Consider the following 26,181-nt stretch of genomic DNA (forward strand, 5'->3'; position numbering starts at 1 on the left):
ATTCCTTTGAAAACCAATAGGGAATAAGAGTTGTCTCATCATAATAAACTGTTTACAGTTTACCACAATTGCTCGAGGACCCTCAAATCTAGGCTGTTTTTAATGATCTCTTGAGGCAATTAGATCACATAAATCATGCAGCAATTTCTGCTCTAATTGAAGATTTGAGACAATTTCTTTTGCACGTGTGATGTGCTCATGCAGTTTTTCTTTTGCTCCTGAAAGCGTTAATAAAGAAGGATATGTCGACTTTTCATTTGCTGTATCAGAGCCGACCCGTTTTCCGATTTTTTCTTCGCTTCCTTCGAGATCTAAAATATCATCACGGATTTGAAACGCAATGCCAATATGATAGCTGAATTCCCTTAGCTTTTCGATATCGTCCTCTGATGCTCCTGCCAGTATTGCACCTGCTGCGACGCTGAACGTGAGAAGCTTTCCTGTTTTACGGGCGTGAATGGATTCTAGTTCAGCAAGCGATACTTGTTTTTGCTCTGCTTCCATGTCATCAAATTGACCGCCAACCATTCCTAGTGCACCTGCTGACTTCACAAGCTCATCTACAATTCTGAGCTTTTTGTCAGCAGAGACGCTGCTAGACAGCTGCGATGTAATCAGGCGGAAGCTTTCTGTTAAAAGGGCATCACCTGCGAGAACCGCTGTTGCTTCTCCGTACACTTTATGATTTGTCGGTATTCCTCTGCGAAGGTCATCGTCGTCCATGCAAGGAAGGTCGTCATGTATCAATGAATACGTATGAATCATCTCAACTGCACAGCCGACAGGTATACCGTCTTCTTCGTTTTTACCGTAGGCATGTAATAGAGCAAGAACGAGAACAGGTCGAAGCCTTTTCCCGCCCGCTTTAAGAGAATAGAGCATAGAAGATTTCAGGTCTTCTGGAATCGTCAATTCCTGAACATATGTAAATAAATAATCTTCAATGGCCTGTTTTCGTGTTGTTAAAAATTCATTTAAATTACTTGTCACCAGCATCTGCCTCCTTCACTGAGAAGGGAGCCAGCTCACCGTCCTCTTTTAAAATGAAATCCATTTGCTTTTCAACATGCTGTAATTTTTCATGACAAAGCTTCGAAAGGGTCATGCCTTCTTGGAAATAATGAATGGCCTGCTCAAGTGGTACATCTCCTTCCTCGAGCTTTCCCACAATCTCCTCAAGACCTTTCATCGCCTCTTCAAATGTCATTTGTTCTTCTTTTTGTTTATTGGATTCTGTCATGATGATTGCCCCTCCTTCTCAATAACCTCACAAATCAGACGTCCATCTTTCATCGTGATAGTCAGCTGATCCTTCGTCTCTACTTGGTTCACACTTTTTATCAGTTCATCTTCTTTATAGGCTAAGCTGTAGCCTCTTTCCATCACTTGAAGTGGATTTAATGCATTTAGTTTACCAAGAACCGATTGGAACTGCGAATGAATTGTTTTCATTTGCACATTCATACTGCGGATGAGCTGTTCTGATTCATTGGCGTGGCGTTTTTTCGCCTGAAGCAGCTGCTCTTTAGGATGAAGCGGCTTCAGCCTGTATGTTTGTCTGTCTAGTTGACTGCGTTTTTGCTCAATTTGTCTCGTCAGCTGTTTTTGAAAACGGTCAAATACCAAATCAAATTGCTGCTCTTTTTGCTCCTGTAATCGTTTTGGAAAACGGAAGGCATACGAGGATTGCAGCGCCACAAGATGGTCTTTCGCTTGTGAGGTTTGATTCTTTACCGCTCTTGTCAGCCGTATATCGATTGATTTGATTCGTTCAATTAAATCGGTCGTGCTTGGAACAGCAAGTTCGGCTGCTCCTGTTGGTGTGGGTGCTCTCATGTCTGCAGTGAAATCACTGATCGTAAAGTCTGTTTCGTGCCCAACTGCAGATATGATTGGAATGTCTGATGCGAAGATGGCCCTTGCGACAGCTTCTTCATTAAAAGCCCAAAGCTCTTCAATCGAACCGCCTCCTCTTCCGACAATCAAGACATCACAGAGCTGTTTTTCATTCGCTTCCTTGATCCGTTCTACGATTGAACGGGTCGCATGTTCACCTTGAACGAGCGCCGGAAGCACAATGATTTTCGCCTGCTGATAGCGCCGATTGATGGTCGTAATGACATCTCGAACAGCCGCTCCTGTTGGAGATGTAATCACACCAACAACCTCTGGATATTCAGGAATCATTTTTTTATAGCGCGCATCAAATAAGCCTTCACTTGCCAGCTTTTTCTTCAGCTCTTCATAAGCAAGATGAAGAGCACCAACACCATCAGGCTGCATTTCTTTTGCATATAATTGATAGTTGCCGCTTGGTTCATATACTTGAATCCCGCCGCGTACAAACACCTTCATTCCGCTCTTAGGAGAGAAAGGCAGCTTAGACGCAGAGCGCTGGAACATGACAGCTTGCATGCGTGCGTTTTCGTCTTTTAAGGTGAAGTACACATGTCCTCTTGAATGAATCTTTACATTGGATAGCTCACCTTTGATCCAAATATCTTCTAAATGCGGATCAACATCAAATTTTCTTTTTATGTATTTTGTAAGGGCTGTGACCGTCACAAAGGCTTTTTCACTCATGACGTATTCCTCCTCTTCAAAAACGCACATTCATCCACCAGCAGCATGCAGGTGGATGAATGGATAAAGCTTATGCTAATGTACGTTTTGCTGATTTAACCGTATTGTGTGCAAGCATCGTAATCGTCATTGGACCGACTCCGCCAGGGACTGGTGTGATATAAGAAGCTTTTTCTTTTGCCTCTTCAAAATCAACATCTCCAACAAGCTTCCCAGTATCTAAACGATTGACTCCTACATCAATAACAATAGCGCCTTCTTTAATTTGGTCAGCTTTAATAAAGTTTGCTCGACCGACGGCAACAACTAAAATGTCCGCTTTCAACGTATGTTCTGAAATATTCACTGTTCTTGAATGGCAATAAGTAACCGTTGCGTTTTCGTTTAACAGCAATTGCCCTACTGGTTTACCGACAATATTGCTGCGTCCCACAACAACGACTTCTTTTCCAGAAAGATTAACACCCGTTTTGTTTAGTAATTCAACAATGCCTGCTGGTGTACATGGAAGGAATGTGTCCTCCCCAAGCAGCATTTTCCCGATATTCAATGGATGGAAACCATCAACATCTTTTTCAGGTGAAATACGTTCAATAACGGCTTTTTCAGAAATATGTTTTGGCAGTGGAAGCTGAACAAGAATCCCGTGGAATTGGTCGTTCGCATTGTACTGATCAATCAGCTGAAGCAATTCTTCTTCTGTTAAAGAAGCATCTAAATGATCAAGCTGGAAATGCATCCCCATTGCTTCTGCTGCTTTCTTCTTCCCGCGCACGTAAGAAAGTGAAGCCGGATCATCACCGATTAGAATAACGGCAAGACCAGGTGTGACACCTTTTTGTTTTAGCTCTTCTACTTCTTTTGCTAATTGCTCACGCTTTTCTTTTGCTGTTTCTTTCCCATCGATGATTGTTGCTGTCATGTCGAATCCTCCTATTGCTGCTTTAGGTCGTTTTTAATGTTTGAAAGTACACCATTTACAAATTTCGGTGCTTTATCATCACCGAATAATTTGGCCAGTTCAATCGCTTCATTCATCGAAACACTAAGCGGGATATCTTCTTGATACACCATCTCGTACACAGACAGCCTTAAAATGGCTCTGTCTACGTTTGCAATACGATCGAGTTTCCAATTCACTAGATGCTGTGAAATCATGTCATCGAGCTTGTCCTTTTGTTCAAGCACACCGAAAACCAGTTCCTCGAAAAAAGGATCTGATTCTTGTTCATCCAGCGCATGTGTAATGGCCTCTTTCGGATCAATATTGCTCACATCAATTTGAAATAATGTTTGTAGCGCCTTTTCTCTTGCAGTTCTTCTTTTCATTATTTACTCCTTTAACCACTTTATCCGCTTGTCGTTAAGCCATACAGAGATCATAACATATTTTGCCCGTGGTCGCACCAAGATCCATGCGAGCTGTGACGAAAAACGAATCAATCAACGCGTGAGATCATTATTATTCGGAAATGACCCAAAAATGGGCTTTAAAAAACCAAAGAGGCAATGCCTCCTTGGTTTCACTTGAACTCTTTTTTTACATTTCTTGATCTACTTCAGCCTCAGATGCTTTAGTATCAAATTGAATACCAACGACATGAATATTGATTTCATTAATCGTCAAGGCAGTCATGTTCAAAAGAGTTTGACGGATATTTTCTTGGACAGCAGTGGATACCTTTGGAATGGATAGGCCAAATTGAACCACACAGTATACATCGATTGTGATGCCTTCATCAGAGACATCTACTTTCACACCTTTACGGTGATTTTTCTTACCAAAGCGTTCTGCTACATCAGCAGCGAAATTGCCGCGCATTTCGGCAATGCCTTCGACTTCTGAAGCGGCGATCCCAGCAATGACCTCAATCACTTCTGGTGCAATTTGCACTTTTCCCAATTGATCTTCATCAAGGTTCATTTCAAGCAAATTGTTTTCTGACACGATCATTCACCTCCGAAAGCTGTGATTATTTCATGATTTGGTATGTTTCTAAAAACTTCGTATTAAAATTACCGCTCACAAATGTTTCATGCTCAAGCAATCTTAGATGGAATGGGATCGTTGTGTAGACTCCTTCAATGACGAATTCCTGAAGCGAGCGTTTCATTCTCGCAATCGCTTCTTCTCTCGTTTTACCATATGTGATCACCTTTGCAATCATACTATCGTAATATGGCGGAATCACATAGCCCGGATAAGCGGCAGAATCAACACGTACTCCTAGACCGCCTGGCGGAAGATACATTTTAATTTCACCAGCTGATGGCATGAAGTTTTTCTCTGGGTTCTCTGCATTAATACGGCATTCGATCGCCCATCCTTCGTAGACGACATCCTCTTGTGTAAGAGAAAGTTTTTCACCTGATGCAACTTTAATTTGTTCTTTGATCAGGTCAACACCTGTGACCATTTCTGTTACAGGATGCTCTACTTGAATACGGGTATTCATTTCCATGAAGTAGAATTTCTCTTCATTATAATCATAAATGAATTCGACTGTTCCAGCACCAGTGTATTCAACAGCTTCTGCTGCTTTTACGGCTGCTTCACCCATTTGCTCACGGATGTCTGCATTCAGCGCTGGTGATGGCGTTTCTTCAAGAAGCTTTTGCATTCTTCTTTGGATCGAGCAATCACGCTCTCCTAAGTGAATGGTATGGCCATGCTGATCTGCAAGCACTTGGATTTCCACGTGTCTAAAGTCTTCAATGAACTTCTCTAAATAGACGCCAGGGTTACCAAAGTTTTGCGCTGCTTCCTGCTGCGTGATGGTGACACCATTAATGAGCTCTTCTTCGGTACGAGCCACACGGATTCCTTTACCGCCGCCGCCTGCAGTTGCTTTAATAATGACAGGATACCCAATACTTGCTGCTGTTGAAACAGCATCATCAAGATCTTTTACAATTCCTTGAGAACCAGGAACAATCGGAACCCCGGCATCTTTCATTGTTTCCCTTGCGACATCTTTCGTTCCCATTTTGGAAATCGCTGACGCAGTTGGACCAACAAAGATGACATTGCATTCCTCGCAAAGCTCTGCAAAGTCTGCATTTTCAGCAAGGAAGCCGTATCCTGGATGGATGGCATCTGTCCCTGTTAATTTTGCTACACTGACAATATTCGTGACATTTAAATAACTATCTTTTGAAGCAGTCGGTCCGATGCAATATGCTTCATCAGCCATTTGAACATGAAGCGCATCGCGATCCGCTTCAGAAAATACCGCAACTGTTTCAATTCCAAGCTCTTTACAAGCGCGGATAATTCTAACTGCGATTTCTCCTCTGTTTGCAATTAATAGCTTTTTAATCATGATCGTACTCCTTACTCTGCTTTCACTAGAAAGAGGGGTTGTCCGAATTCTACAAGCTGACCGTTCTCAGCTAATACTTCGACGATTTCACCTTTTACTTCTGCTTCGATTTCATTAAACAGTTTCATCGCTTCTACGATGCACACAACTGTGTTTTCCTTCACCTTAGAACCTGTTGTCACGTATGGACCTGCTTCTGGTGAAGATGAAGCATAAAATGTGCCAACCATTGGGGATGTGATTTTATGCAGATTTTCAGACGCAGCTGCCTCTTGTGCAGGGGCTTCGGTCTGAGCTGGAGCTTGTGCTTTAGGAGCTTGTTGAGCTGGAGCTGCTTGGACAGGAGCCACTGGTGCCGCAACTTGCTGAACGACTTCTTTATTTTTCTTCAGTTTGATTTTTGCACCTTCGTTTTCGTACGTAAATTCATCAATTGTAGATTCGTCAATTAATTTAATCAGTTCATGAATTTCTTCAATTTTTAACATGGATTTGCACCCCTATGTATGGATTTATCTTTTTCTTATAGGCTAGTACTAAAAGTACATACTATAACCATCTTACAGGAGGATTTCAATGAATTCAACTACTATTGTGGCGAAGCGCCTCGCGAAAGCACCTTGGAGAGGGCGCCAAACCGCATCAAAAAACGCCCTTTTCGGCAAGGGCGCCTGTTCATTTTTTATTGATTGGAGGGCTCAAAAGTGACAGCTACGTTATCAAGACCTCTCATTTCTTTTGTGACCATATCAATAATATCGGCCGCTTGGGACTTTGATTTTTTGTCAGAACGAACCGTGATGCTCACTTTATCTCCTTCAGCACTCACTAGCGCATCTTTATATCCTTTTGTTTTAATTAAGGTTTCGAGCTGACGCTCCGTCCCTTCTGCCTCACTAAGCGCTGTCATTTGATCATACGCTTCACTTTTTTCTTGTGCTGTTGCATCATCACTGGATACGATTTCGTTGAACTCTTCGCGCTGTTTGCTTCGTTTATCTTCAAGCTCTAATCTGTATGTTGTAAAAAGCTCATCGTCTGTTTGCTCCGACACAGCCTTTCCTTCTTCACCGCTTGTTTCGATATCCTCTTGTTTGCCATTTGTTTCTTTGTCAGTGGACTTCTCATCAGTGCCTTTTTCCGTTCCTTTGTCCGTCCCTTTTTCTGTTTCAGTCTTTTTCTCTTCCGTTCCTTTTGATTTCATATCTTCTACTGTCACTGCATTTTCACCTTGTGGAGACATGATATAGTACACACTTAAGACGACAACTAAACTTAGCATCGTTAATAGCCAAACCGTTTGTTTTTTTAACATCATTCCGAATCCTCCTTGATTTTTTTAGGGGCAACAGCCACTCTATGGCTCGGTACATCAAGCACTCGTGTAACCGCTTCAATGATGGTTTTCTTTATTTGAACGTTGTCTACTCCTTGAGCAACAACGAGGACACCGCGAATATCTGGTTTTTTCGTTTGAACCACTACAGGTGTTTCTTCATTGCCATTTTTGATGATGACAATTTCTTCTTCTTTTGTTTGATCAGTGACACTTCGCACGCCGCCTTCTTTATCTGTTTCCTCGGTCGTTGTGCTTTTATTGGATTTGTTTTTTTCAAACACTTTTAAAGAAGTTGCGTCTACATTGACCACAATCGATACATCCTCAACGCCAATGATGGTCTCTAAAATTTCTTTCAGCTGATTTTCGTATTCTTGCTCCACATCCTCAATCGAATTCTTTGATTTACTTGACGATGCCGGCTTGAATACCTCCTGCTCTTGTGAGGATGTTTTTTTAGAAGCAGGAACAGCAGCCTGTTCTTTGCTTGATGGCGGTGACAAGATCTGACTGACTAACATGAAAGATACGCCGATGATGAATACAAGCAGCAAGTAATGGTGCTTCGTTAATTTTGGTTTCCCTTCACCTTTTTCAGGCGGCTGCAAGAATGATTTCAGCTTTTGTTTCCAGTCCTTGTTATTCATGATCTGCTGCGTCACCTCCCTCAATGTTCAGCGCAATGTGCTCAGGACTCGTATTCCAAACATCAGCAAGTGTCTCTTTCACCCTCGTGATCTCTTTGCTAGAAGATTCAGCGCTTTCCTCCTTTTGCGTGGAGAGATCAATGTCCACCTTTGCCACCGTTTCTACAGCATCACCTGTGAGCGGGGAAAGAACTGCTTTGATGCGAAATTGATCCGCCTCCATATTCTGATCCAGGTGCTCCTCATCTGCCAGCACTTCTACGTGTTTCATTTCATAGCTCTCCTTCTCCAGTGGCTCCTTTGCGCTTTTTTCTAGTTGGACAGCCATTTGCTTTAAAATATATGCACGCTGAGAGGCTTGTATTTCTTTTTTTTCTAAATTCATCTGATTTTTTATTTCTTCTGACTGTGCTTCTTCCTTCCCCTTCATCAATTCCGAAAAAATTTGGTCAGGGTCTGCCCGAAATAAAGCAAAGATCGGATTGAGCATCACCACAATCAGCAGCAGGCTGACGACCATTTTGGCATACTTTTGCATGCTTGAATTGGGAAGCAGAAGATCAATGACAATCGCAAATAAGATAAAGAGAATAATACTTGTGATCCATTCCGTGAGAAAACTCAAAAGGTGTCCCTCCTTACTTCATCATCATGGTCAAGTTGCCAGCAGTGATAATGACGGTAATGCTTAAAAAGAACATGAGCGACACGACAGCAAGTGCGGCAAAGATATAAAGAACACTTTTTGAAATGACATCAAGACAGCTGATGATCGGTCCGCCTCCTAATGGCTGAAGAATGGCTGCGGCAAGCTTATATATAAGGGCTAGTGAGAGCACTTTAATCGCCGGGAAGGCGGCAATTGAAATGAGAATGGCGACGCCAACAAGTCCGACCGTATTTTTGAGTAACACAGAGGCACTGATCACCGTATCCGTCGCATCTGTAAACATTCTGCCAAGGACAGGGATGAAATTTCCGGTAATAAATTTGGCTGTACGAAGAGCGATTCCATCCGTAATTGCAGCAGATGCACCTTGCACAGAAATGACGCCAAGAAAGACAGTTAAAAAAACGGCTAACCCGCCTATCGCCACATTTCTTAACAGCTGGGCAAGCTGGGTGACCTTGTATTGTTCGGTCAGCGTACTGACAATGCTCAATATCGCAGATAAAAAGATAAGGGGAAGAACGACATATTGAATAAAAACGCCGCTCGTATTCATCAAAAATAAAATAACAGGATGAAAGAATCCGGCTGAGACAAGCCCGCCTGATGAAGCAATAAGTGCTAATAAAAGAGGAATAAGAGCAAGAATAAAACTGGTCATCGTTTGAATGGCTTCTGTTGCATAAGAAATCGCCACATGAAAGCTGTTGAGTGCAATAATGATCAGCACCATATAAACAAGAGCGTATGCGACTTTACTGACGGTGCTTTGCTCAAACGCATTCTGCAAAAGCTGCAAAAGCGAACAAAAGATGGTGAGTAAAATCAGTGTACCTAGGAGCTTTCCGTTTGCTATGACCTCGTGAAAAAGATAATGAACAAAGGCTTTCAGCCATGTTTGGGGAGACAGCTCTTTATCGCCATCAATCATTTCCTTCACTGTGCCTTTTTGGCTTTCTGGCAGAAAGCCGCCATACTCGTCCAATATGGTTTCCCAAAAGTCATTGATGGATTGAAGCTCTAGTGCATCAGCCTGTCCATTCGCCACTTCCTCTGCTGCTGGTTCTTCATTTGATAAAGGTACTTTCTCTTCTGCACCTGCATGCGGAGCGATCAGCCAGAAGAAAAGCATCAGTCCCATAACAGCTGTCACCCGTTTCATTGTCATCACCTCTTTTCAATTACGTCATGGACGGGATCATACCTAAGATGGTCTCAATGATGACTGTTAAAATAGGGACTGCCATGACCAAGATGAGAATTTTGCCGCCAAGCTCTATTTTTGATGCAATGGCGCCTTGTCCAGCATCTTTTGTCAGCTGGGCGCCGAATTCTGCAATATAGGCAATGCCAATAATTTTTAAAATGGTTTCAACATACTTCATATTGACGCCGGCGCTTGCCGCAATTTTTTCAATCATCGAGATAATGGCATAGATTTGATCAATTAAATAAAGAAAAATCACACATCCTGTAAAAACAACAAGCATAAAGGCGAAGGTCGGCTTTTGTTCTTTGACGATTAATGCTAAAAAAGTAGCGATTAAACCAAGTCCAACAATTTGTATGATTTCGATTTGTAAGCCCTCCCCTATCCTTGAAATAGAAATACGGCTTTAATCTTTTTAAACAAATCATCTACAATGGTTGCCACCATAAACAAAATGTAGATAAACCCAAGCAGCGTGACCCACTGAGCGTACTCCTTTTTCCCCATTTGATCTAAAATCGTATGGAGGAATGCCACAACGATGCCTACTCCCGCAATTTGAAAAATGACGTTTACATCAACGCCCATGCTCTCGACTCCCTTCCTCTCACATCAATAAAAGAATCAGTAGTAATCCGCTTAAAAATCCGAGACTTCTGACCATTTTTTCATTTTTCGCTTGGGCGATTTCAGCTTCCTTCTCCTCCGATTCCAAATGACCTAAAGCAAGCTTGATATACTTTTGCTGAGAAGTGACATCATGCTGGCCAAGTGTTTCTCCAAAGTGCTTCAGTGCCTCATATTCGCCTTTTTTCAAAACGGTTTTTTTCCAAACATCCTCAAGACTCTCATTCCATGCATGCCGTGCCGAAAAAGTTCCGACTTTGAGTTTTTCTGCAAATTGTTCAAATAACCGATTCACAGGAGGACCTACTTGCGACGCAATTTGCTCTGCAGCCCGCGCTAGAGGCGTTTGCCCATACATAATTTCAGCTTCAAGAGACTGGAGCGCAAACCGAAGCTGCCGAATTTGTTTCGGCCGGTCGCTATATCGTTTGGCAAACTCGAACCCTCCCCAAGTCGTAGCCGCGACAATCAAGATAGCGCCAATGAGCTTTAACATACGTCCACTCCCCGCCTCCATTTCATCTCTTGTCCGTCTTGGTCATATATCCGCCTAATCGTGCCGGGACCATTCTTGCGATTTAATTCAACATATCGTTCAAATACTCGAAGCTCCCATAATGGCTTCAATGATGGACGTTTATACACATCTTCAAGTGAATAGCCATGAGCTGAGACGATAATGGTGACTCCGGCATGAATCGCTTCTAAAAGTGCCTGTACATCCTCGCTTTTTCCGATTTCATCAACAATCATGACCTCTGGACTCATAGACCGAATCATCATCATCAAACCTTCAGCCTTTGGACATGCATCGAGCACATCAACCCGGTGTCCAAACTGGTGCTGCGGCACCCCTCTTATACATCCGGCGATTTCAGAACGCTCATCTATAATGCCTGTTTTTTTAGGAGGAATTGCTTTTCTGCCAGTACTAGCCAGTCTTGCTACATCCCGCAATAATGTCGTTTTCCCTGTTTGCGGTGGACCGATGATGAGTGTATTGCACCAGTGCTCGTCATATAAATAAGGAAGAAAGGGAAGCGCAATCCCGATTTTTTCTTTTGCGATGCGGATATTAAATGAAGAGATATCTCTTAATCCTTTGACAATGCCGTTTTCAACGATCACCTTTCCTGCAAGTCCCACCCGGTGTCCGCCAGATATGGTGATGTAGCCTTGCTTTAGCTCCTCTTCAAGTGTGTACATGCTGTAATTGCTCAGCCTGCCTAATAGCTGAGACGCATCTTCTCCTGTTGTGCGATAAGAAAGAAAGCGCGGTTTTCCTCTTTGCATCAATTCAATAGGACGATCCGTGCGAATGCGGATTTCTTCTATTTGATCCCATTCTGCTTCTTTTAGCAGTCTAAGTTCTTGTCCAATCGAGTGCGGGAGAATATCCAACAAACTCCGCAACGAATTCCCCTCCTTTTTTTCTTCTCTAAAATGTATGATGGGAGTCGTTAATTATGCCAAGCCGTTTCACTTATAGATCCCAACAAGAATAAACACGACACCAATGAAAATAAAGACGAGCTTGGCATAGGATAACTGCCCTGCAATTTGATAGATTCCAATCGTCATCGTGATAATAAAAATGAGCGGCCCAATGATCGCCAATATACTATTGATGACAACCGCTTTTCGAACGTCATTTGTGACTAAAATGAGGATGGCGGCCGTCAGTTCAATCGCTGCCGATAAGAACCTCATGCCTGCCATTGCAGCTACTGACGGATGGATGCCTGGGAAAAGAAATGGTTTCATATAGAACCTCCAGCTTTTTTTACACTATATGCTTGTCTAGCTGGAAGTAGTCTTGTTTTTCAGAAAGGAAGAGAGATGAATGAGAGAATTGAGAGAAGGTCTGCCTTTTGAGGAGTCTTACATGTTTTACAATAAAAAAAGACTGTAAACACGACGTTTACAGTCAAAGCGTGTAGACAAACCCTCGCATTCGGTGTCAGTCCTGCGCGCCGATGCTCACGAATGGCAAATTCGCTCCGCTTCGGTGCTCGTCCTTCCTAGACTTCAAAGGTTTTCTATCACGCTGAAAAGAAGACAAAGGGCTAAAATAAACGTCATTTTAGCCCTTTGTCAACAATCTAAAAAGACTGTAAACACGAGGTTTACAGTCTTTCTTCGTTCATTACGCTCTTGACACGTATGAACCGTCTGATGTATTAATGACTAGTTTATCTCCTTGGTTCACAAAGAAAGGAACGTTGACGATTAAACCAGTTTCAGTTTTTGCAGGTTTTGAGCCGCCTGATGTTGTGTCACCTTTAATACCAGGCTCTGTTTCTACTACTTCTAGTTCTACCGTGTTTGGAAGTTCTACTCCAAGTGTTTCAGCACCGTACATCACAATTTGAACTGACATATTTTCTAGCAAATATTTCAGCTCATCTTTAATTTGTGTTTCACTTAGTTCAAGCTGCTCATAAGAACTTGTATCCATGAAGACATGCTGGTCGCCATTTGCGTACAAGTACTGCATTGTTTTTGTTTCAATTTGAGCTTTCGCTACTTTTTCGCCTGCACGGAATGTTTTTTCTTGAATAGCACCAGTACGCAGGTTACGCAGTTTCGAACGAACAAACGCTGCGCCTTTCCCTGGCTTTACGTGTTGGAAATCCACTACACGCCAAATACCGCCGTCCACTTCAATTGTCAGGCCTGTACGAAAATCGTTTACTGAAATCATTTTGTCATCCTCCTACATTTCACCATCATAATATGATAAGTTCTTTCGGTGAGTGGGTCAATCGTTTATTGCCGTCAGCTGTCAGGACAATATCATCCTCAATTCTCACGCCGCCGACATCCGGCAAGTAAATTCCCGGCTCAACTGTCACGACCATTCCTTCTTCTAAGACGACCTCTGATCGTGAGGAAAGGCCTGGCGCTTCATGTACTTCCATCCCTAGCCCGTGGCCAGTTGAATGCCCGAAGTATTGACCATAGCCATACTTTTCAATGATGTCACGTGTGATGCGATCAGCTTCTTTTCCTGTTAAGCCTGGCTTGATTCTATCCACACCAGCGTTTTCTGCTTCTAATACGATATGATAAATTTCCTTTAGCTTATCGCTCGGTGTGCCGACAGCAATCGTTCTTGTCATATCAGAACAATAACCTTTATAGTAAGCACCAAAATCGAGTGTGACTAAATCACCAGATTCAATCACCTTTTCACTCGCTCTTCCGTGCGGCAGGCTTGAACGAACACCTGAGGCGACAATCATATCGAATGAAGATCCTTCAGCGCCTTCTTTTCTCATGAAAAATTCAAGCTCGTTCATGACAGCAATTTCCGTCAAGCCCGGCTTGATGTAAGTGAGAATATGATCAAAGGCGTGATCTGCAATCTTCGCAGCTTCCTCTAATATCTTAATCTCTTCACTAGACTTAATCAAGCGCAACTTTTCAACTGATTCTGAGACCGGAACAAGCTCTATATCGCCTGCTTTATCTGCATACTGCTGGTACGTGGCAAATGTCATATGATGTTGTTCAAACCCAAGGCGTTTTATCCCAAATTCCTTTGCCGTTTGGGCTGCGGTTTCCACGATGTTTCCTTTATGTTCAATAATGTCGTAGCCTTTTACTTGGTCCTTCGCTTGCTCTGTATAACGGAAATCCGTGATAAAAGCTGCCTGGTCCTTTGAAACAACTGCAAGACCGGCTGAGCCAGTAAAGCTGGTCATGTACTGTAAATTAAAGCTGCTCGTAATGACAAGACCATCGATCTCTAATTCAGATAAAAGTGCTTTTAACTTTTCAAGTTTCATGATACTGCTCCCCCTTCACTCACTAAATAACGAATCGCCAATTTATACCCTTCTAAACCAAGACCAACGATTTGCCCTTGGCATACTGGAGCAAGTACAGAATGATGGCGGAATTCCTCTCTCTTATGAACGTTTGAGATATGTACTTCGACGACGGATAAAGAAATACTTGCAATGGCATCTCTCAGCGCATAGCTGTAGTGTGTAAAAGCACCCGGGTTAAACACGACTCCATCGTACTGATCTTCTGCCTCGTGGAGCGCATCAATCAAATCCCCTTCGTGATTCGATTGAAAGAACGTTAACTGGATATTGGCTCTTTCTGCAAACTGGAACAAATCCGTTTCTAAATCTGTCAGCGTCTTACTTCCGTAAACAGCCGGCTCTCTTTTGCCAAGCCTATTTAAATTGGGCCCATTCAGCACAAGAAAATGAGGCATACAACCACTCCTTCACCCTAATTCAATCTATATCGAGATCTGTTTCTTTTTCATTAGAAACCTTTCGTTTCCAAAAATATTTTATCATATGAATAGGTGATTTACACTTTATTCTGTCTTTTCCCGAGAGCCCTTGCAAGCTTCTGACTCGTTAATTCATTATATTCAAACGAAATACTGTACCCGACAAACATGCCATATAAAATATATAGGCAAAATGTCGTGACGATGGTGCTTTGCTGCAAATCTTGGACTTGCTTTACATCTGGGAAAATCGGATTAAATACGTAAAAAACGAGCAGCCATAAAAGCGCGCCATATATCAGCCCCATCCAATAGCCTTTGATTCGTTTTAAAACCCCATAATAAATAAAGGCTGCTCCAATCGATAAAACCCCTAAAAGCACAATACTAATAAAAGTGCCAAGTCCTCCCTTTTTCCACTCTCCGAGCACAAATGGCTGAAGGAGCATATTGGGACTCACCTCTGAGAAATGAAACATATGGGTCAGAAACCCGATAAAGCCCCAAAAAACACCGCCAACAAAGCCTGTCGCAGCTGCTCTTGCCAACAGCGATGACGTTTGTACAGACTGATTTTTTTCTTCTTGGTTTTTCTTTTCATCACGTTTCATTTGTGAACACCTCCAGCAAGTAGTATGTCCAAAATGTCATAAAAAAAAGGATTTCCATCCGTGAGTGTAAAATTTTTATAACAGGGTATACTGGCTAAAAAGAGGTAGATAGAATTCTAGTAGATAATCGACCTGTGCGCTAGTGATTTCCCCTCATTTCCTGTACAATAAAGGTACAAGGAAATGCATGTAAATTACAGGAAACAGGCAGGTTGATGAAATATGTCCAATCAAACAAAACGTCCAGCATATGGAGGGCAGGCAGTTGTCGAAGGTGTCATGTTTGGAGGTAAAAAGAACTATGTGACAGCGATTCGGCGAAAGGATCAGTCCATTGAGTTTTTGAAGCTTCCCCGGACCTCCAATAAACGAACCGCCTTTCTCAAGAAAATTCCCTTTGTCAGGGGTGTTGCTGCACTTCTTGAAGCAAGCGCAAATGGCAGTAAGCACTTGAACTTCTCCAGCGAGCGCTATGACTTAGATCCTTCAGAAGATCATACTCTTGAAAAAGAACAAAAAAGCTCGAAATTATCCATGATTTTCGGCATTGCTGTAATCGGAGTTCTCTCTCTTCTCTTTAGTAAATTTGTCTTTACCCTAGTACCTGTCTTTTTAGCTGAACTGGTGCGGCCCGTCTTTTCAGGGAATTTCGCACAAATCGCAGTGGAAACATTCTTTAAACTGGTCCTGTTATTAGGCTACATTTACTTTATTTCCATGACCCCTTTAATTAAAAGGGTATTTCAATATCATGGCGCAGAACATAAAGTCATAAACTGCTATGAACAGAATCTTGACATCACAGTGGAAAATGTACAAAAACAATCACGGCTGCATTATCGATGCGGTAGCAGCTTTATTTTATTCACTGTCATTGTTGGAATGTTCGTCTATTTACTCGTACCGACAGATCCTTTATGGGTGAGAGTTCTGAATCGCTTGGCGCTCATTCCGGTTGTTCTGGGCATTTCATTTGAAGTGCTTCAGCTCACGAACAAACTCCGAGAAGTGCCTGTGCTTAAAGTGCTTGGCTATCCTGGCCTTTGGCTGCAATTGCTCACAACAAAAGAACCCTCTGACGATCAAGTCGAGGTAGCCATTGCAAGTTTTAATGAACTTCTTCGTTTAGAGGAAGCGTCTGAGAAACAAGCATCAGATTCTGCTCATCAAGTGATCTAACTTATAAATCCGGTAAATTCCTTCGGAGGTGGACAGTTATGAATCGCCGAGTACATCCTGCTTTTACCATTATTTTCGCTTTAGGTGTTTTGGGATTTGTGTATTTACTCACAACGAATCCAGGCAGACTTTTTACAATGCTGCTATCAGTTGTGATCATTGGAGCGGCTCTATTTTTCCTATTTAGATGGCTGATGAATCGAAGAACTGGAACAGAGGGCAATCTTTATCGTAAAGCAGTCAAACAATCAAAACGTCGCTACCAGCAGCCTAAACCAAAAACGAAAAGCCAGATGAAAAATCGGGTCACTCATTTGCGAAGCGTGCCGACTGACCACAAGTCTAAGCCCGTCCTTCTCAAAAAGAAAAGCCAAACACAGTTAACTGTGATTGAAGGCAAGAAAAACAAAAAGAAAAATCGCGCCTTGTTTTAAAATGTCCAGCTTTTTAAAAATTGCTCGGCTTTCTGTCTGCCTAGATCGACAAGCGCCTTTTTCTTTTCTGTCTTCAGATGAAAATCAGTGGCAATGACGTGTTCTACAGGAATAAAAATAACATGACGTTCGTGTTTTGTGGCAATGTGTCTTTCGTCATGAGCACCACGCATCGTTTCAAAAAGAGCGCCAAACAGTTCAAACGCATTGCGGATGGAGTGTTGAGGGCGTTCTTTTTCGTTTGGGGTTAATGTGACACCGACGAACGGTCTTTTTTTCTCTTCCGCAAACAACCAAATTGGAAAATTGCTAAGCACTCCTCCATCCACAATGGTACAAATGCCTTTTGATGACCTTAGTTTGACAGGCTCGAAAAAATACGGCAGGCTGCAACTCATCCGAATCGCCCTTGCAACGGAAAAGCGCTCTGGATTTAAGCCGTATGAAGGAAGGTCGTCTGGCAGCACGAGGATTTTCCCATTTGTTAAATCGGAGGCAACAATTTTCAGCGAATCTTTTTTGAGATCTCCAAATACGGTAACCCCTTTTCGTTTTAAAACGTCTGTCAGCCATTTTTCCAGCCGGTCGCCTTTGTACAGACCGAGGCGCCAGTAAATGGATACCCACCTGAGCATTTGAAACGGAATGAATTGGCATCTCCTGTCAAGCAAGTGATGTTCCTCCATTTCATCTAAAAGCTCCCGAATCTCCTGACTAGTAAAACCTGCTGCGATGAATGAAGCAATGATCGCTCCAGCACTTGTACCAGCAAGGCGGACAAATTGATATCCTCTCGCTTCAAGCGCTTCATAGGCACCCGCAAGTGCTGCCCCTTTAATGCCTCCACCTGAGAACACACCATCTATCTTCATCAAGGAGCCCCCTTTGATATCACGCTATTAATAGTGTAAGAGCATATGCTTTCAATTAGAACTTTAATCAAAAAGGACACCCATGCTGAGGGTGTCCTTTCAGCGCGCGGACAAACCCTCGCATTCGGTTTCAGGTCTGCGCTCCGGTACTCGCCCTTCCTAGACTGCAAAGGTTTTCAAATCACGCTGAAAAGAAGACAGAGGGCTAAAATAAAAATCATTTTAGCCCTTTGTCAACAATATGAAAGAACACCCTTGCTAAGGGTGTCCTTTTTCTTAAGATTCTTGATTTGTTTGTTCGTTTTTCTTTTGAATCGCTTTCAGCTGAACAGATCGCTCGTCGTTTTCTTCAAAGAATTGAACAAGATCGCCGATGCGGTCAATGCTGTTCCAGCTGAGATGATGTTCAATGCCTTCTACATCATCATAAATTTTCTCTTCATCTACACCAATGATTCTTAAAAATTGCTCTAGCAGTTCATGTCTGTATACGAGACGTTTTCCAATTTTCTTGCCTTTCGGGGTTAAAATTAGACCACGATACTTCTCATAAATGAGGTATTCATCTTTATCTAGCTTCTGAACCATTTTTGTTACAGAGGAGGGATGGACAGCGAGTGCTTCTGCAATATCAGAGACTCTGGCATATCCTTTTTCTTCTATCAGCATATATATTTGTTCAATGTAATCTTCCATACTAGGTGTAGTCATAAAACCCCTCCATAATGCACCTTTACTTAATAATCATAACAATTCTACACCATCGCCCATTAAAAAACAAGGAGTGTCCACTGTCTTAACGCTTGTAATTCCACTCGTCTGAGGCATATTTCGTTTTGGCGAGATGATGGACAAACGCTAATTCTTCATCTGTCAGCTCATAAGGCACAAGCTCAATATTTAACCCTTTTTCAAATCCTCGTTTAAACGCAACACGCGCATCGTCTATTGTACAAGTTCGGTCTGAGATTTCATTGATGGCGACCGCTTTGTTTTTAAAGCTCCGCTGCATCCGCTCTCTCACACGGTCGTTTGGATAAAGAAATAAATCGAACAATTTGTCCTCATCAAGGTCAATTAAGATGGAGCCGTGCTGGAGGATCACTCCTTTTTGTCTCGTTTGAGCACTGCCTGCTACCTTTCTGCCTTCTACGACAAGCTCATACCAGGAAGGAGCATCGAAGCATACAGACGATCTTGGATTTTTTAAGCTTTCTTTTTCTTTATCTGTACGAGGAATGGCAAAATATGCATCGAGTCCCAGTTCTTTAAAGCCCTCTAAAATGCCTTCTGAAATGACGCGGTATGCCTCTGTCACCGTCGCTGGCATTTCTGGATGTTCCTCTGACACAATCACGCTGTAGGTCAGCTCCTGATCATGAAGAACCCCCCGCCCTCCAGTTGGTCTACGGACAAACCCAAGACCATAGCGCTCGACTGCTTCCATGTTGATTTCCTTTTCAACATGCTGAAAATACCCCACAGACAATGTCGCCGGATTCCATCCATAAAAACGGATGACAGGCGGGATGAGCTTCTCACTATGCCAATAAAGCAAGGCTTCATCCATTGCCATGTTAAAGGCAGGGTCTTGATTTCCTGTATCAATGAAACACCATTTCTCTTTTTGCATATAAAAATCCCTTCTCTTTTACGTAGTCAATGTTAGATGATGGTGATGGCCACCGGTTTTCTCTCTTCATCAGTCTATCAAATAGGGAACGAATTGAAAATAATTCTTACCATTTATGATGACAAGTTTCTTTTGCTTTACTATAATAGTATTTGTCTAAAACGTACCATCAGACAGGCTACTGTGCTGATGCTCAAGAAGGAGTCGAGTTGTATTGTCAATATTCAACTATATCGTCCTCTCACTTTGTGGACTTTTCGTTCTTTATTCCATCGGCAGCTACATTTATCAGCAGCGCATTATGAAAACGCTGACGGAAGCAGAATTTATTAAAGGTTACCGCAAAGCTCAACTCATTGATGTGAGAGAGCCAAATGAGTTTGAAGGCGGACATATTTTAGGGGCCAGAAACATCCCCCTTTCCCAGCTAAAGCAGCGCAAAAATGAAATTCGTCCTGACAAGCCTGTTTATCTCTATTGCCAAAACAATTTAAGAAGCGGAAAAGCAGCTCAAACTTTACGTAAAAACGGCTGTCGTGAGATTTATAATTTAAAAGGCGGCTTTAAAAAATGGGGCGGCCGCATCAAAACGAAGAACTAACAAAAAAGACTCTGGGAGCGTGATCCCCCTGAGTCTTTTTTTCTTTATCTTTCAAAAACGAGGACTGGATTCCGCGCGGCCTTTGTTTCGTCCATTCGTTTGACGACCGTCGTATGCGGCGCTTCCTGTACCACTTCTGGATTCTCTTCTGCTTCTTTGGCAATCTGAATCATCGCTTCGATAAAGGCATCAAGAGTTTCTTTTGATTCTGTTTCAGTTGGTTCAATCATGATACATTCCTCTACATTGAGCGGGAAGTAGATCGTTGGCGGATGATAGCCAAAATCAAGTAATCGTTTGGCAATATCGAGTGTCCGCACACCTAATTTTTTCTGACGTTTACCTGAAAGAACAAATTCATGCTTACAGTGACGGTCAAATGGCAAATCGAAATGAGCACTTAAGCGGCGCATCATATAGTTCGCATTTAACACGGCATTATCCGTTACAGCCTTTAGGCCGTCTGGACCCATAGAGCGAATGTACGCATATGCTCTGACGTTAATGCCAAAGTTGCCATAGAACGGCTTCACGCGGCCAATTGATTCTGGTCGATCATCATCAAAGTAAAAGCGGCCTTCCTTCTTCACAAGTACCGGCTTTGGCAAGTACGGAATCAAATCCTTTTTTACACCAACAGGACCTGAACCAGGGCCTCCGCCTCCGTGTGGACCTGTAAAGGTTTTATGAAGATTTAAGTGAACGACATCAAATCCCATATCCCCCGGTCTTGCTCTGCTTAAAACGGCATTCAAGTTGGCTCCGTCATAATAAAGCTTACCGCCAGCTCCATGAACGATTTCAGCCATTTCTAAAATATTTTCTTCGAATAGGCCGAGTGTATTCGGATTCGTCAGCATTAAAGCAGCTGTTTCTTCATTGACAACACGGCGCAGGTCCTCTAAATCAACAAGCCCATTCGTATCAGATGCGACGGTAATGGTTTCAAATCCGGCCACTGTCGCAGATGCCGGGTTCGTTCCATGGGCAGAATCAGGCACAATGACTTTTGTTCGCTTATGGTCTCCTCTTGCTTCATGGTACGCACGGATCATCATGAGTCCTGTCCATTCCCCGTGTGCTCCTGCCGCAGGCTGTAATGTCACAGCGTCCATCCCAATAATTTCTTCAAGATGAGCACCCAGGTCGTGGAGTAACTCTAATGCACCTTGCACAGTGTCTGCCTCCTGTAGTGGATGGACTTGCGCGAAGCCTGCAAGGCGTGCGACCTTTTCATTAATCTTAGGATTATATTTCATCGTACAAGAGCCAAGAGGATAAAATCCGGAATCGACCCCATGATTACGTCTTGATAATGCTGTATAATGACGCATGATATCAAGCTCAGATACTTCAGGAAGCTCAGCATCCTCATGACGGATATACGTGTCATCAAATAAAGACGGGATCTCCTGTTCAGGTACATCTAAATCAGGCAGGCTATAACCAATTCTTCCTTCTTTGGATAATTCAAAAATAAGCGGCTGATCTTGTTTATTCATGGCGATCCCCCAATTCCTTAATGAACGTATCAATTTCTTCTTTCGTTCTTAGCTCTGTTACGGCGACAAGCATGTGATGTTGAAGCTCTGGGTAGTCTATCCCTAAGTCATAGCCGCCGATGATTCCTTTTTCAAGCAATCGTTTATTGGCTTCTTTCACAGGCTCTTGTAATTTGATCACAAATTCATTAAAATGGGCCCCTTCTACATCAGCAAGCAGTCCATATGCTTCTGCCTGCGTCTTAGCATAGTGCGCTTTTTGCACGTTTTGATAGGCGATGTCTTTGATGCCTGTTTTTCCGAGTGCTGTCATGGCAACGGAAGCGGCTAATGCATTTAATGCCTGATTCGAACAAATATTGGACGTCGCTTTATCTCTCCGAATATGCTGCTCACGCGCTTGAAGGGTCAGCACAAACCCACGAACACCATTTTCGTCTTCTGTCTGCCCCACTAAACGACCTGGCACTTTTCGCATCAACTTTTTCGTCACAGCAAAATATCCGCAATGCGGTCCGCCAAACGCTGCTGGAATGCCAAACGGCTGTGCATCACCAACGACAATGTCTGCCCCAAGTTTTCCTGGCGGCGTCAGTAACCCGAGTGCAAGCGGATTGCTTGAGACAATGAACAGACTTTTCCCTTTATGCGCAATAGGTTCAATGTCTTTTAACGGTTCGACGACACCAAAAAAGTTTGGATATTGCACAAGAACTGCTGCTGTATCGTCGCAGACGGCCTTCTCTAATGCTGCTAGATCCGTCTGCCCTTTTTTCGCAGGCACTTCAACAACTTCGATGTGCTGTCCTTTGGCGTATGTTTTTAGCACTGCTCTTGATTCAGGGTGAACCGTTTCAGAAACAACCACTTTTTTCTTTTTTGTATGTCCCGCAGCCAGCATCGCCGCTTCAGCTAATGCCGTCCCGCCATCATACATCGAGGAGTTAGCAAGATCCATACCCGTCAGCTCAGCAATCATTGTTTGAAATTCAAAAATGGCCTGTAATTCACCTTGCGAAATCTCCGGCTGATAAGGTGTGTAGGCTGTATAAAATTCAGAACGTGAGATGACATGATCAACAATAACAGGCTGGTAATGATCATATACACCGGCACCAAGAAACGATGCATAGGAAACCGTATCTTTATTCTTTGCAGCTAATCGGGATAATTCCCTTACAAGCTCTGTTTCAGATGCGGCTGGTTTAATGTTGTATGCTCCTTTAAATCTCACTTTTTCTGGGATATCTGAAAAAAGCTCATCAATCGACTGAACGCCGATGACATCCAGCATTTCTTTTTGATCTTGCTCTGTTTGCGGCAGATACCTATGCTTCATCCTCTATTCCCCCTCGTTATTTGGCTCTTTTATAAAATGGTGTCGAGACGATTTTAGCTTTTAGGCGTTTTTTGCGAACTTGTACTTCCACCTCTGTTCCAAGCTGCGCCTGAGAAGATTCGATCAAAGCAAGCCCAACATTTTTCTTTAATGTTGGAGATTGTGTGCCCGTTGTGACAACCCCAATCTGCTTTTCTCCTGAAAAGACCGGATAGTCTGTGCGCGGAATCCCTTTATCGATCATTTCAATGCCGACAAGCTTTCGCTTCGCTCCCTCTTCTTTTTGCTTTTTGAGCGCTTCTTTGCCAATAAAATTGGCTTCTTTATCCGTTTTGACAGCAAAGCCAATCCCGCCTTCTAATGGAGAGATATCCTTTGTCAGCTCCTGGCCATAAAGCGGAAGTCTTGCTTCAAATCTCAAGGTGTCACGTGCACCGAGCCCGCACGGTATTAACCCTTTTGGCTCGCCTGCTTCTAATAAAGCCGACCAGATGTGGACCGCATCTTCTGACTGGCAGTAGATCTCAAAGCCGTCTTCCCCTGTGTAGCCCGTTCTCGAAACAAGCACTTCTTTATAAGCGACCTCAGCTTTTGATAAAAATGTAAAATGCTTGAGTGACGTCACTTCTTCATCCGCCACATCTTTCATAATGCCAGCAGCAAGAGGTCCTTGAAGGGCTAGCAAGGCGATTTGATCCGAGACATTTTGGATCAATACGTCGTTCTCATCTTGATGCTGAAGCAGCCAATCCACATCTTTTTCAATATTTGATGCATTAATGACAAGCAGATAATTGTTCTTTTCTTTTTGATAGACGAGCAGATCATCCACCGTCCCGCCATCTTCATAGCACATGGCTGTATATAGTGCCTTACCGTCTGTCAGCTTAGACACATCATTGGTTAATAACCTTTGTAAAAAAGGAAGGGCATCTTGACCTTTGATTTCCACCTCACCCATGTGAGACACATCAAAAAGCCCTGCTTTTGTTCGAACAGCTTCATGTTCTTCTTTAATGGAAGAAAATTGGACAGGTAGTTCCCAGCCCCCGAAGTCAATGGTTTTTGCGCCAAACGTTTCATACGCATGAAAAAGCGGTGTTCGTTTCAACATCAATCGTTTCCCCCTTTTTTCTTTCAGTGCAGATCACAAGCTGAATTTTCAGAAAAAAATCGCAGCAAAAAAGGACAGAGCGCTCCCTTTTATCAAAAAGAAGTCTCTGTCCTTGCACCTGAAAGTTTACAGCACAACATCATTGTGCGTTTTCCCCTTTGGTGGTTTGCTAAAAAACGATGAGCAAACACTCTCCAGAGTTGCGTCCGGTAAGAGTACTTTTGCCTGAGAGATTCACTGAAACGATTCAGCTTGCTCCTTCGGCGCCTGCCAGTGCTAAATAACCGCCAAGTCTCTCCCCATACCATCATCCGCTCATATTCTTCACATTTATTGGACATACTATCAAAATGGGTGACTTATTTTCTAGATCACTTACCAACATCCTACCATTAGAAACGGATGAAGAGCAACAGAAAAATCATTAACATTTTTTAAACAAACATTCACTATTGTTCGCTTTTATTCATATATCTAGTCTTTTAAAGACCTCTTAAAAAATGAAGCGTTTAAATACAGAACAATTTTATCATTAACCTATTAGAAAGGCAGGCGATCACATTGAATATTCAAACGATTTTTGATCAGGAATGGGCAAGTGAATTTCAGCAGCGGCTTGCAGCAGACGGCCCCTGGGCGAACTGGGAAATGTACCGTTTAGCGACGCAGGTCCAAAAAGTCACAGCCATTGATTCATTTGAAGGACTGCAAGCTCCCGCGCACCTGCCTGCATTCACGCCTTTAAAACATCAGCTTGAAGTAGCCAGAAGAGTCGTAGAAGAGATGAACGGAAAAGCCATTTTAGCAGATGAAGTGGGACTTGGAAAAACCGTAGAAGCAGGACTCATTATCAAAGAATACATGATTCGTGGACTTGCAAAAAAAATTCTCATACTTGTCCCCGCCTCCCTTGTGTCTCAATGGGTACAGGAGCTGCGGACGAAATTTTACATTGATGCTGTTGAACAAAAAAAGAGCTACGTGTGGGAGCAGTGTGACGTCGTGGTTTCCTCCATTGATACAGCCAAAAGACAGCCGCATCGAGACACCATTTTATCAATTGCCTACGATATGGTCATTATTGATGAAGCACACAAACTGAAAAACAATAAAACGAAAAACTATGAATTTGTGAGAAATCTAAATAAGAAATTCTGCCTGCTGCTGACAGCGACACCTATCCAAAACCGTATCGGAGAAATATTTAATCTCGTTTCCCTTCTGAAGCCAGGCCACCTCGGGAATGAACATCAGTTTAAAGATGTCTTTGCCAAAAAGGATTTACAGCTTGAAGACCACGACCGATTAAAACAGCTTGTGAATAAAGTGATGATTCGTAACCGAAGGCAAGACACGGGCATCGAGTGGACAAAACGGCATGTCAAAACGATTTCCATTGATTTCTCTCCAACGGAACAAGCTTTATATGATGAAATCTGCAAGCTGAAAGAGAACCCGTCTTATACAAAGCACATGTTTTCCATCATGACCTTGGAACGTGAATGCTGTTCAAGCCGCGAGGCGGTCTATATGACGATTAAAAAAATGCAGGAAGATGAAAAACATATCCTTGGATCTTCTGCTATAGCGCAAATTATGGAGAAAATCAATCAAGTTCAGCAAAACACAAAGGCGCTTGAAGTCGTCAAGCTTATTCAGCAGTTAAATGAAAAGGTCATTATTTTCACCGAATACCGCGCGACACAAATATATTTACAATGGTTTCTTCAGCAAAATGGCATCAGCTCCGTTCCTTTTCGAGGCGGCTTTAAGCGGGGCAAAAAAGATTGGATGAAAGATTTATTTAGAGAACGGGCGCAAGTGTTAATTGCGACAGAAGCGGGCGGCGAAGGAATCAACCTTCAGTTTTGTAACCAAATCATCAACTACGATCTTCCGTGGAACCCGATGCGTCTAGAACAGCGAATTGGACGTATCCACCGCCTTGGACAAGAGCGAGATGTCCACATTTACAATATGGCAACAAACGGAACCGTTGAGGAACATATCTTAAAGCTTTTATATGAAAAAATTCAGCTGTTTGAAAACGTCATTGGCGATCTAGATGATATTTTAACGCGAATAGATATCAAAGATGCCGAAACAGAACTACATCAGATTCTCTTTCAGCACGAATCAGACGGAGACATGAAAAAGAAATTAACCCAGTTTGCTTCCTATTTATCAGAAGCAAAAACACCACTTTTAGAAAAAAGACAGCAAGGCTCATAAAGGAGAGTTG

At 42.7% G+C, this 26,181-nt stretch carries 31 protein-coding genes and 2 riboswitches; of the genes, 4 read left to right on the forward strand and 27 right to left on the reverse strand.

The window, feature by feature from the left end:
• Positions 1 to 99: 99 nt before the first annotated feature.
• From C6Y03_RS09950 to C6Y03_RS10055, 21 genes are all read right to left on the reverse strand, one after another.
• Complete coding sequence (locus C6Y03_RS09950; RefSeq protein WP_411266087.1) at positions 100 to 996, reverse strand: polyprenyl synthetase family protein; 897 nt, start codon at positions 994 to 996, stop codon at positions 100 to 102.
• Entirely contained in the window at positions 980 to 1,240 is a 261-nt protein-coding gene (locus tag C6Y03_RS09955) for an exodeoxyribonuclease VII small subunit (RefSeq protein ID WP_003215880.1), read from the reverse strand. Before C6Y03_RS09955 ends, C6Y03_RS09950 begins: the two co-directional genes overlap by 17 nt.
• Positions 1,237 to 2,583: an exodeoxyribonuclease VII large subunit gene (gene xseA / locus C6Y03_RS09960; RefSeq protein WP_106039243.1), complete on the reverse strand. Its 1,347-nt coding sequence runs from the start codon at positions 2,581 to 2,583 to the stop codon at positions 1,237 to 1,239. The genes C6Y03_RS09955 and xseA overlap by 4 nt, the downstream gene beginning before the upstream one ends.
• Before the next feature lie 70 nt (positions 2,584 to 2,653).
• Positions 2,654 to 3,505, reverse strand: coding sequence for a bifunctional methylenetetrahydrofolate dehydrogenase/methenyltetrahydrofolate cyclohydrolase FolD (gene folD, locus C6Y03_RS09965; RefSeq protein ID WP_060596823.1), 852 nt, complete (start codon positions 3,503 to 3,505; stop codon positions 2,654 to 2,656).
• Positions 3,506 to 3,516: 11 nt separating this feature from the next.
• The gene (gene nusB, locus C6Y03_RS09970; RefSeq protein WP_034661255.1) at positions 3,517 to 3,912 is read right to left on the reverse strand and encodes a transcription antitermination factor NusB; all 396 of its coding nucleotides are present in this window, start codon (positions 3,910 to 3,912) and stop codon (positions 3,517 to 3,519) included.
• A 211-nt stretch (positions 3,913 to 4,123) separates the two neighbouring features.
• On the reverse strand, positions 4,124 to 4,531 hold the full coding sequence (locus tag C6Y03_RS09975; protein WP_034661256.1) for an Asp23/Gls24 family envelope stress response protein: 408 nt from the start codon (positions 4,529 to 4,531) through the stop codon (positions 4,124 to 4,126).
• Between the two features lie 25 nt (positions 4,532 to 4,556).
• Positions 4,557 to 5,906 (reverse strand): acetyl-CoA carboxylase biotin carboxylase subunit, encoded by a 1,350-nt coding sequence (accC, locus tag C6Y03_RS09980; protein WP_106039244.1) that lies wholly within the window; start codon positions 5,904 to 5,906, stop codon positions 4,557 to 4,559.
• A gap of 11 nt (positions 5,907 to 5,917) precedes the next feature.
• The gene (accB, locus tag C6Y03_RS09985) at positions 5,918 to 6,394 is read right to left on the reverse strand and encodes an acetyl-CoA carboxylase biotin carboxyl carrier protein (protein ID WP_034661259.1); all 477 of its coding nucleotides are present in this window, start codon (positions 6,392 to 6,394) and stop codon (positions 5,918 to 5,920) included.
• Between the two features lie 194 nt (positions 6,395 to 6,588).
• Positions 6,589 to 7,221, reverse strand: coding sequence for a SpoIIIAH-like family protein (locus tag C6Y03_RS09990; protein WP_034661997.1), 633 nt, complete (start codon positions 7,219 to 7,221; stop codon positions 6,589 to 6,591).
• Positions 7,221 to 7,892: a stage III sporulation protein AG gene (gene spoIIIAG / locus C6Y03_RS09995; RefSeq protein ID WP_034661260.1), complete on the reverse strand. Its 672-nt coding sequence runs from the start codon at positions 7,890 to 7,892 to the stop codon at positions 7,221 to 7,223. Before spoIIIAG ends, C6Y03_RS09990 begins: the two co-directional genes overlap by 1 nt.
• On the reverse strand, positions 7,885 to 8,517 hold the full coding sequence (spoIIIAF, locus tag C6Y03_RS10000; RefSeq protein WP_034661262.1) for a stage III sporulation protein AF: 633 nt from the start codon (positions 8,515 to 8,517) through the stop codon (positions 7,885 to 7,887). The genes spoIIIAG and spoIIIAF overlap by 8 nt, the downstream gene beginning before the upstream one ends.
• A gap of 13 nt (positions 8,518 to 8,530) precedes the next feature.
• A complete protein-coding gene (gene spoIIIAE / locus C6Y03_RS10005; protein ID WP_034661263.1) occupies positions 8,531 to 9,724 on the reverse strand; it encodes a stage III sporulation protein AE in 1,194 nt (397 codons plus the stop codon).
• A gap of 19 nt (positions 9,725 to 9,743) precedes the next feature.
• The gene (spoIIIAD, locus tag C6Y03_RS10010; RefSeq protein WP_087978339.1) at positions 9,744 to 10,157 is read right to left on the reverse strand and encodes a stage III sporulation protein AD; all 414 of its coding nucleotides are present in this window, start codon (positions 10,155 to 10,157) and stop codon (positions 9,744 to 9,746) included.
• Positions 10,154 to 10,360 (reverse strand): stage III sporulation protein AC, encoded by a 207-nt coding sequence (spoIIIAC, locus tag C6Y03_RS10015; RefSeq protein ID WP_003153142.1) that lies wholly within the window; start codon positions 10,358 to 10,360, stop codon positions 10,154 to 10,156. Before spoIIIAC ends, spoIIIAD begins: the two co-directional genes overlap by 4 nt.
• 19 nt (positions 10,361 to 10,379) lie before the next feature.
• Positions 10,380 to 10,895 (reverse strand): stage III sporulation protein SpoIIIAB, encoded by a 516-nt coding sequence (gene spoIIIAB / locus C6Y03_RS10020; protein ID WP_034661265.1) that lies wholly within the window; start codon positions 10,893 to 10,895, stop codon positions 10,380 to 10,382.
• Positions 10,889 to 11,812: a stage III sporulation protein AA gene (gene spoIIIAA, locus C6Y03_RS10025; protein ID WP_106039245.1), complete on the reverse strand. Its 924-nt coding sequence runs from the start codon at positions 11,810 to 11,812 to the stop codon at positions 10,889 to 10,891. The genes spoIIIAB and spoIIIAA overlap by 7 nt, the downstream gene beginning before the upstream one ends.
• A gap of 66 nt (positions 11,813 to 11,878) precedes the next feature.
• Positions 11,879 to 12,163 carry a YqhV family protein gene (locus C6Y03_RS10030; RefSeq protein WP_066030673.1) on the reverse strand — a complete coding sequence of 95 codons (285 nt, stop codon included), beginning with the start codon at positions 12,161 to 12,163 and terminating at the stop codon, positions 11,879 to 11,881.
• A gap of 382 nt (positions 12,164 to 12,545) precedes the next feature.
• Positions 12,546 to 13,103 carry an elongation factor P gene (efp, locus tag C6Y03_RS10040; protein WP_012010541.1) on the reverse strand — a complete coding sequence of 186 codons (558 nt, stop codon included), beginning with the start codon at positions 13,101 to 13,103 and terminating at the stop codon, positions 12,546 to 12,548.
• Between the two features lie 25 nt (positions 13,104 to 13,128).
• Positions 13,129 to 14,190: a M24 family metallopeptidase gene (locus C6Y03_RS10045; RefSeq protein ID WP_106031008.1), complete on the reverse strand. Its 1,062-nt coding sequence runs from the start codon at positions 14,188 to 14,190 to the stop codon at positions 13,129 to 13,131.
• Complete coding sequence (gene aroQ / locus C6Y03_RS10050; RefSeq protein ID WP_003215787.1) at positions 14,187 to 14,630, reverse strand: type II 3-dehydroquinate dehydratase; 444 nt, start codon at positions 14,628 to 14,630, stop codon at positions 14,187 to 14,189. Before aroQ ends, C6Y03_RS10045 begins: the two co-directional genes overlap by 4 nt.
• Before the next feature lie 101 nt (positions 14,631 to 14,731).
• Positions 14,732 to 15,265, reverse strand: coding sequence for a YqhR family membrane protein (locus tag C6Y03_RS10055; RefSeq protein ID WP_106031007.1), 534 nt, complete (start codon positions 15,263 to 15,265; stop codon positions 14,732 to 14,734).
• Between the two features lie 222 nt (positions 15,266 to 15,487).
• On the opposite strand from C6Y03_RS10055, the gene C6Y03_RS10060 reads away from it, so the two are divergent.
• Positions 15,488 to 16,444 carry a DUF1385 domain-containing protein gene (locus tag C6Y03_RS10060; protein WP_106039246.1) on the forward strand — a complete coding sequence of 319 codons (957 nt, stop codon included), beginning with the start codon at positions 15,488 to 15,490 and terminating at the stop codon, positions 16,442 to 16,444.
• A gap of 38 nt (positions 16,445 to 16,482) precedes the next feature.
• On the forward strand, positions 16,483 to 16,878 hold the full coding sequence (locus C6Y03_RS10065) for an SA1362 family protein (protein ID WP_060596828.1): 396 nt from the start codon (positions 16,483 to 16,485) through the stop codon (positions 16,876 to 16,878).
• Here the strand turns inward: C6Y03_RS10065 and C6Y03_RS10070 are convergent.
• The 3 genes from C6Y03_RS10070 to C6Y03_RS10080 all read right to left on the reverse strand — a co-directional run bounded on the left by C6Y03_RS10070 (position 16,875) and on the right by C6Y03_RS10080 (position 19,383).
• On the reverse strand, positions 16,875 to 17,750 hold the full coding sequence (locus C6Y03_RS10070; RefSeq protein ID WP_060596829.1) for a patatin-like phospholipase family protein: 876 nt from the start codon (positions 17,748 to 17,750) through the stop codon (positions 16,875 to 16,877). The genes C6Y03_RS10065 and C6Y03_RS10070 overlap by 4 nt on opposite strands.
• A gap of 276 nt (positions 17,751 to 18,026) precedes the next feature.
• Positions 18,027 to 18,461, reverse strand: coding sequence for a transcriptional regulator MntR (mntR, locus tag C6Y03_RS10075; RefSeq protein WP_003215946.1), 435 nt, complete (start codon positions 18,459 to 18,461; stop codon positions 18,027 to 18,029).
• Positions 18,462 to 18,546: 85 nt separating this feature from the next.
• Entirely contained in the window at positions 18,547 to 19,383 is an 837-nt protein-coding gene (locus C6Y03_RS10080; RefSeq protein WP_003216009.1) for a lipoate--protein ligase family protein, read from the reverse strand.
• A gap of 220 nt (positions 19,384 to 19,603) precedes the next feature.
• On the opposite strand from C6Y03_RS10080, the gene C6Y03_RS10085 reads away from it, so the two are divergent.
• Positions 19,604 to 19,984, forward strand: a complete 381-nt coding sequence (locus tag C6Y03_RS10085) for a rhodanese-like domain-containing protein (RefSeq protein WP_024718853.1) — start codon at positions 19,604 to 19,606, stop codon at positions 19,982 to 19,984.
• Between the two features lie 44 nt (positions 19,985 to 20,028).
• Here the strand turns inward: C6Y03_RS10085 and gcvPB are convergent, their stop codons facing one another.
• The 3 genes from gcvPB to gcvT are packed head-to-tail and all read right to left on the reverse strand — an operon-like array spanning position 20,029 to position 23,939.
• Positions 20,029 to 21,486, reverse strand: a complete 1,458-nt coding sequence (gene gcvPB, locus C6Y03_RS10090; protein WP_106039247.1) for an aminomethyl-transferring glycine dehydrogenase subunit GcvPB — start codon at positions 21,484 to 21,486, stop codon at positions 20,029 to 20,031.
• Positions 21,479 to 22,825, reverse strand: a complete 1,347-nt coding sequence (gene gcvPA / locus C6Y03_RS10095; protein ID WP_106039248.1) for an aminomethyl-transferring glycine dehydrogenase subunit GcvPA — start codon at positions 22,823 to 22,825, stop codon at positions 21,479 to 21,481. The genes gcvPB and gcvPA overlap by 8 nt, the downstream gene beginning before the upstream one ends.
• A gap of 16 nt (positions 22,826 to 22,841) precedes the next feature.
• Complete coding sequence (gene gcvT / locus C6Y03_RS10100) at positions 22,842 to 23,939, reverse strand: glycine cleavage system aminomethyltransferase GcvT (protein ID WP_106039249.1); 1,098 nt, start codon at positions 23,937 to 23,939, stop codon at positions 22,842 to 22,844.
• A gap of 104 nt (positions 23,940 to 24,043) precedes the next feature.
• Positions 24,044 to 24,139, reverse strand: a riboswitch (glycine riboswitch).
• A 3-nt stretch (positions 24,140 to 24,142) separates the two neighbouring features.
• A riboswitch (glycine riboswitch) is annotated at positions 24,143 to 24,250 on the reverse strand.
• Between the two features lie 250 nt (positions 24,251 to 24,500).
• On the opposite strand from gcvT, the gene C6Y03_RS10105 reads away from it, so the two are divergent.
• Entirely contained in the window at positions 24,501 to 26,171 is a 1,671-nt protein-coding gene (locus C6Y03_RS10105) for a DEAD/DEAH box helicase (RefSeq protein WP_060596833.1), read from the forward strand.
• Positions 26,172 to 26,181 lie beyond the last annotated feature (10 nt).

This window comes from Bacillus sp. LNXM65 (assembly GCF_002998575.1).
Lineage (GTDB): Bacteria > Bacillota > Bacilli > Bacillales > Bacillaceae > Bacillus.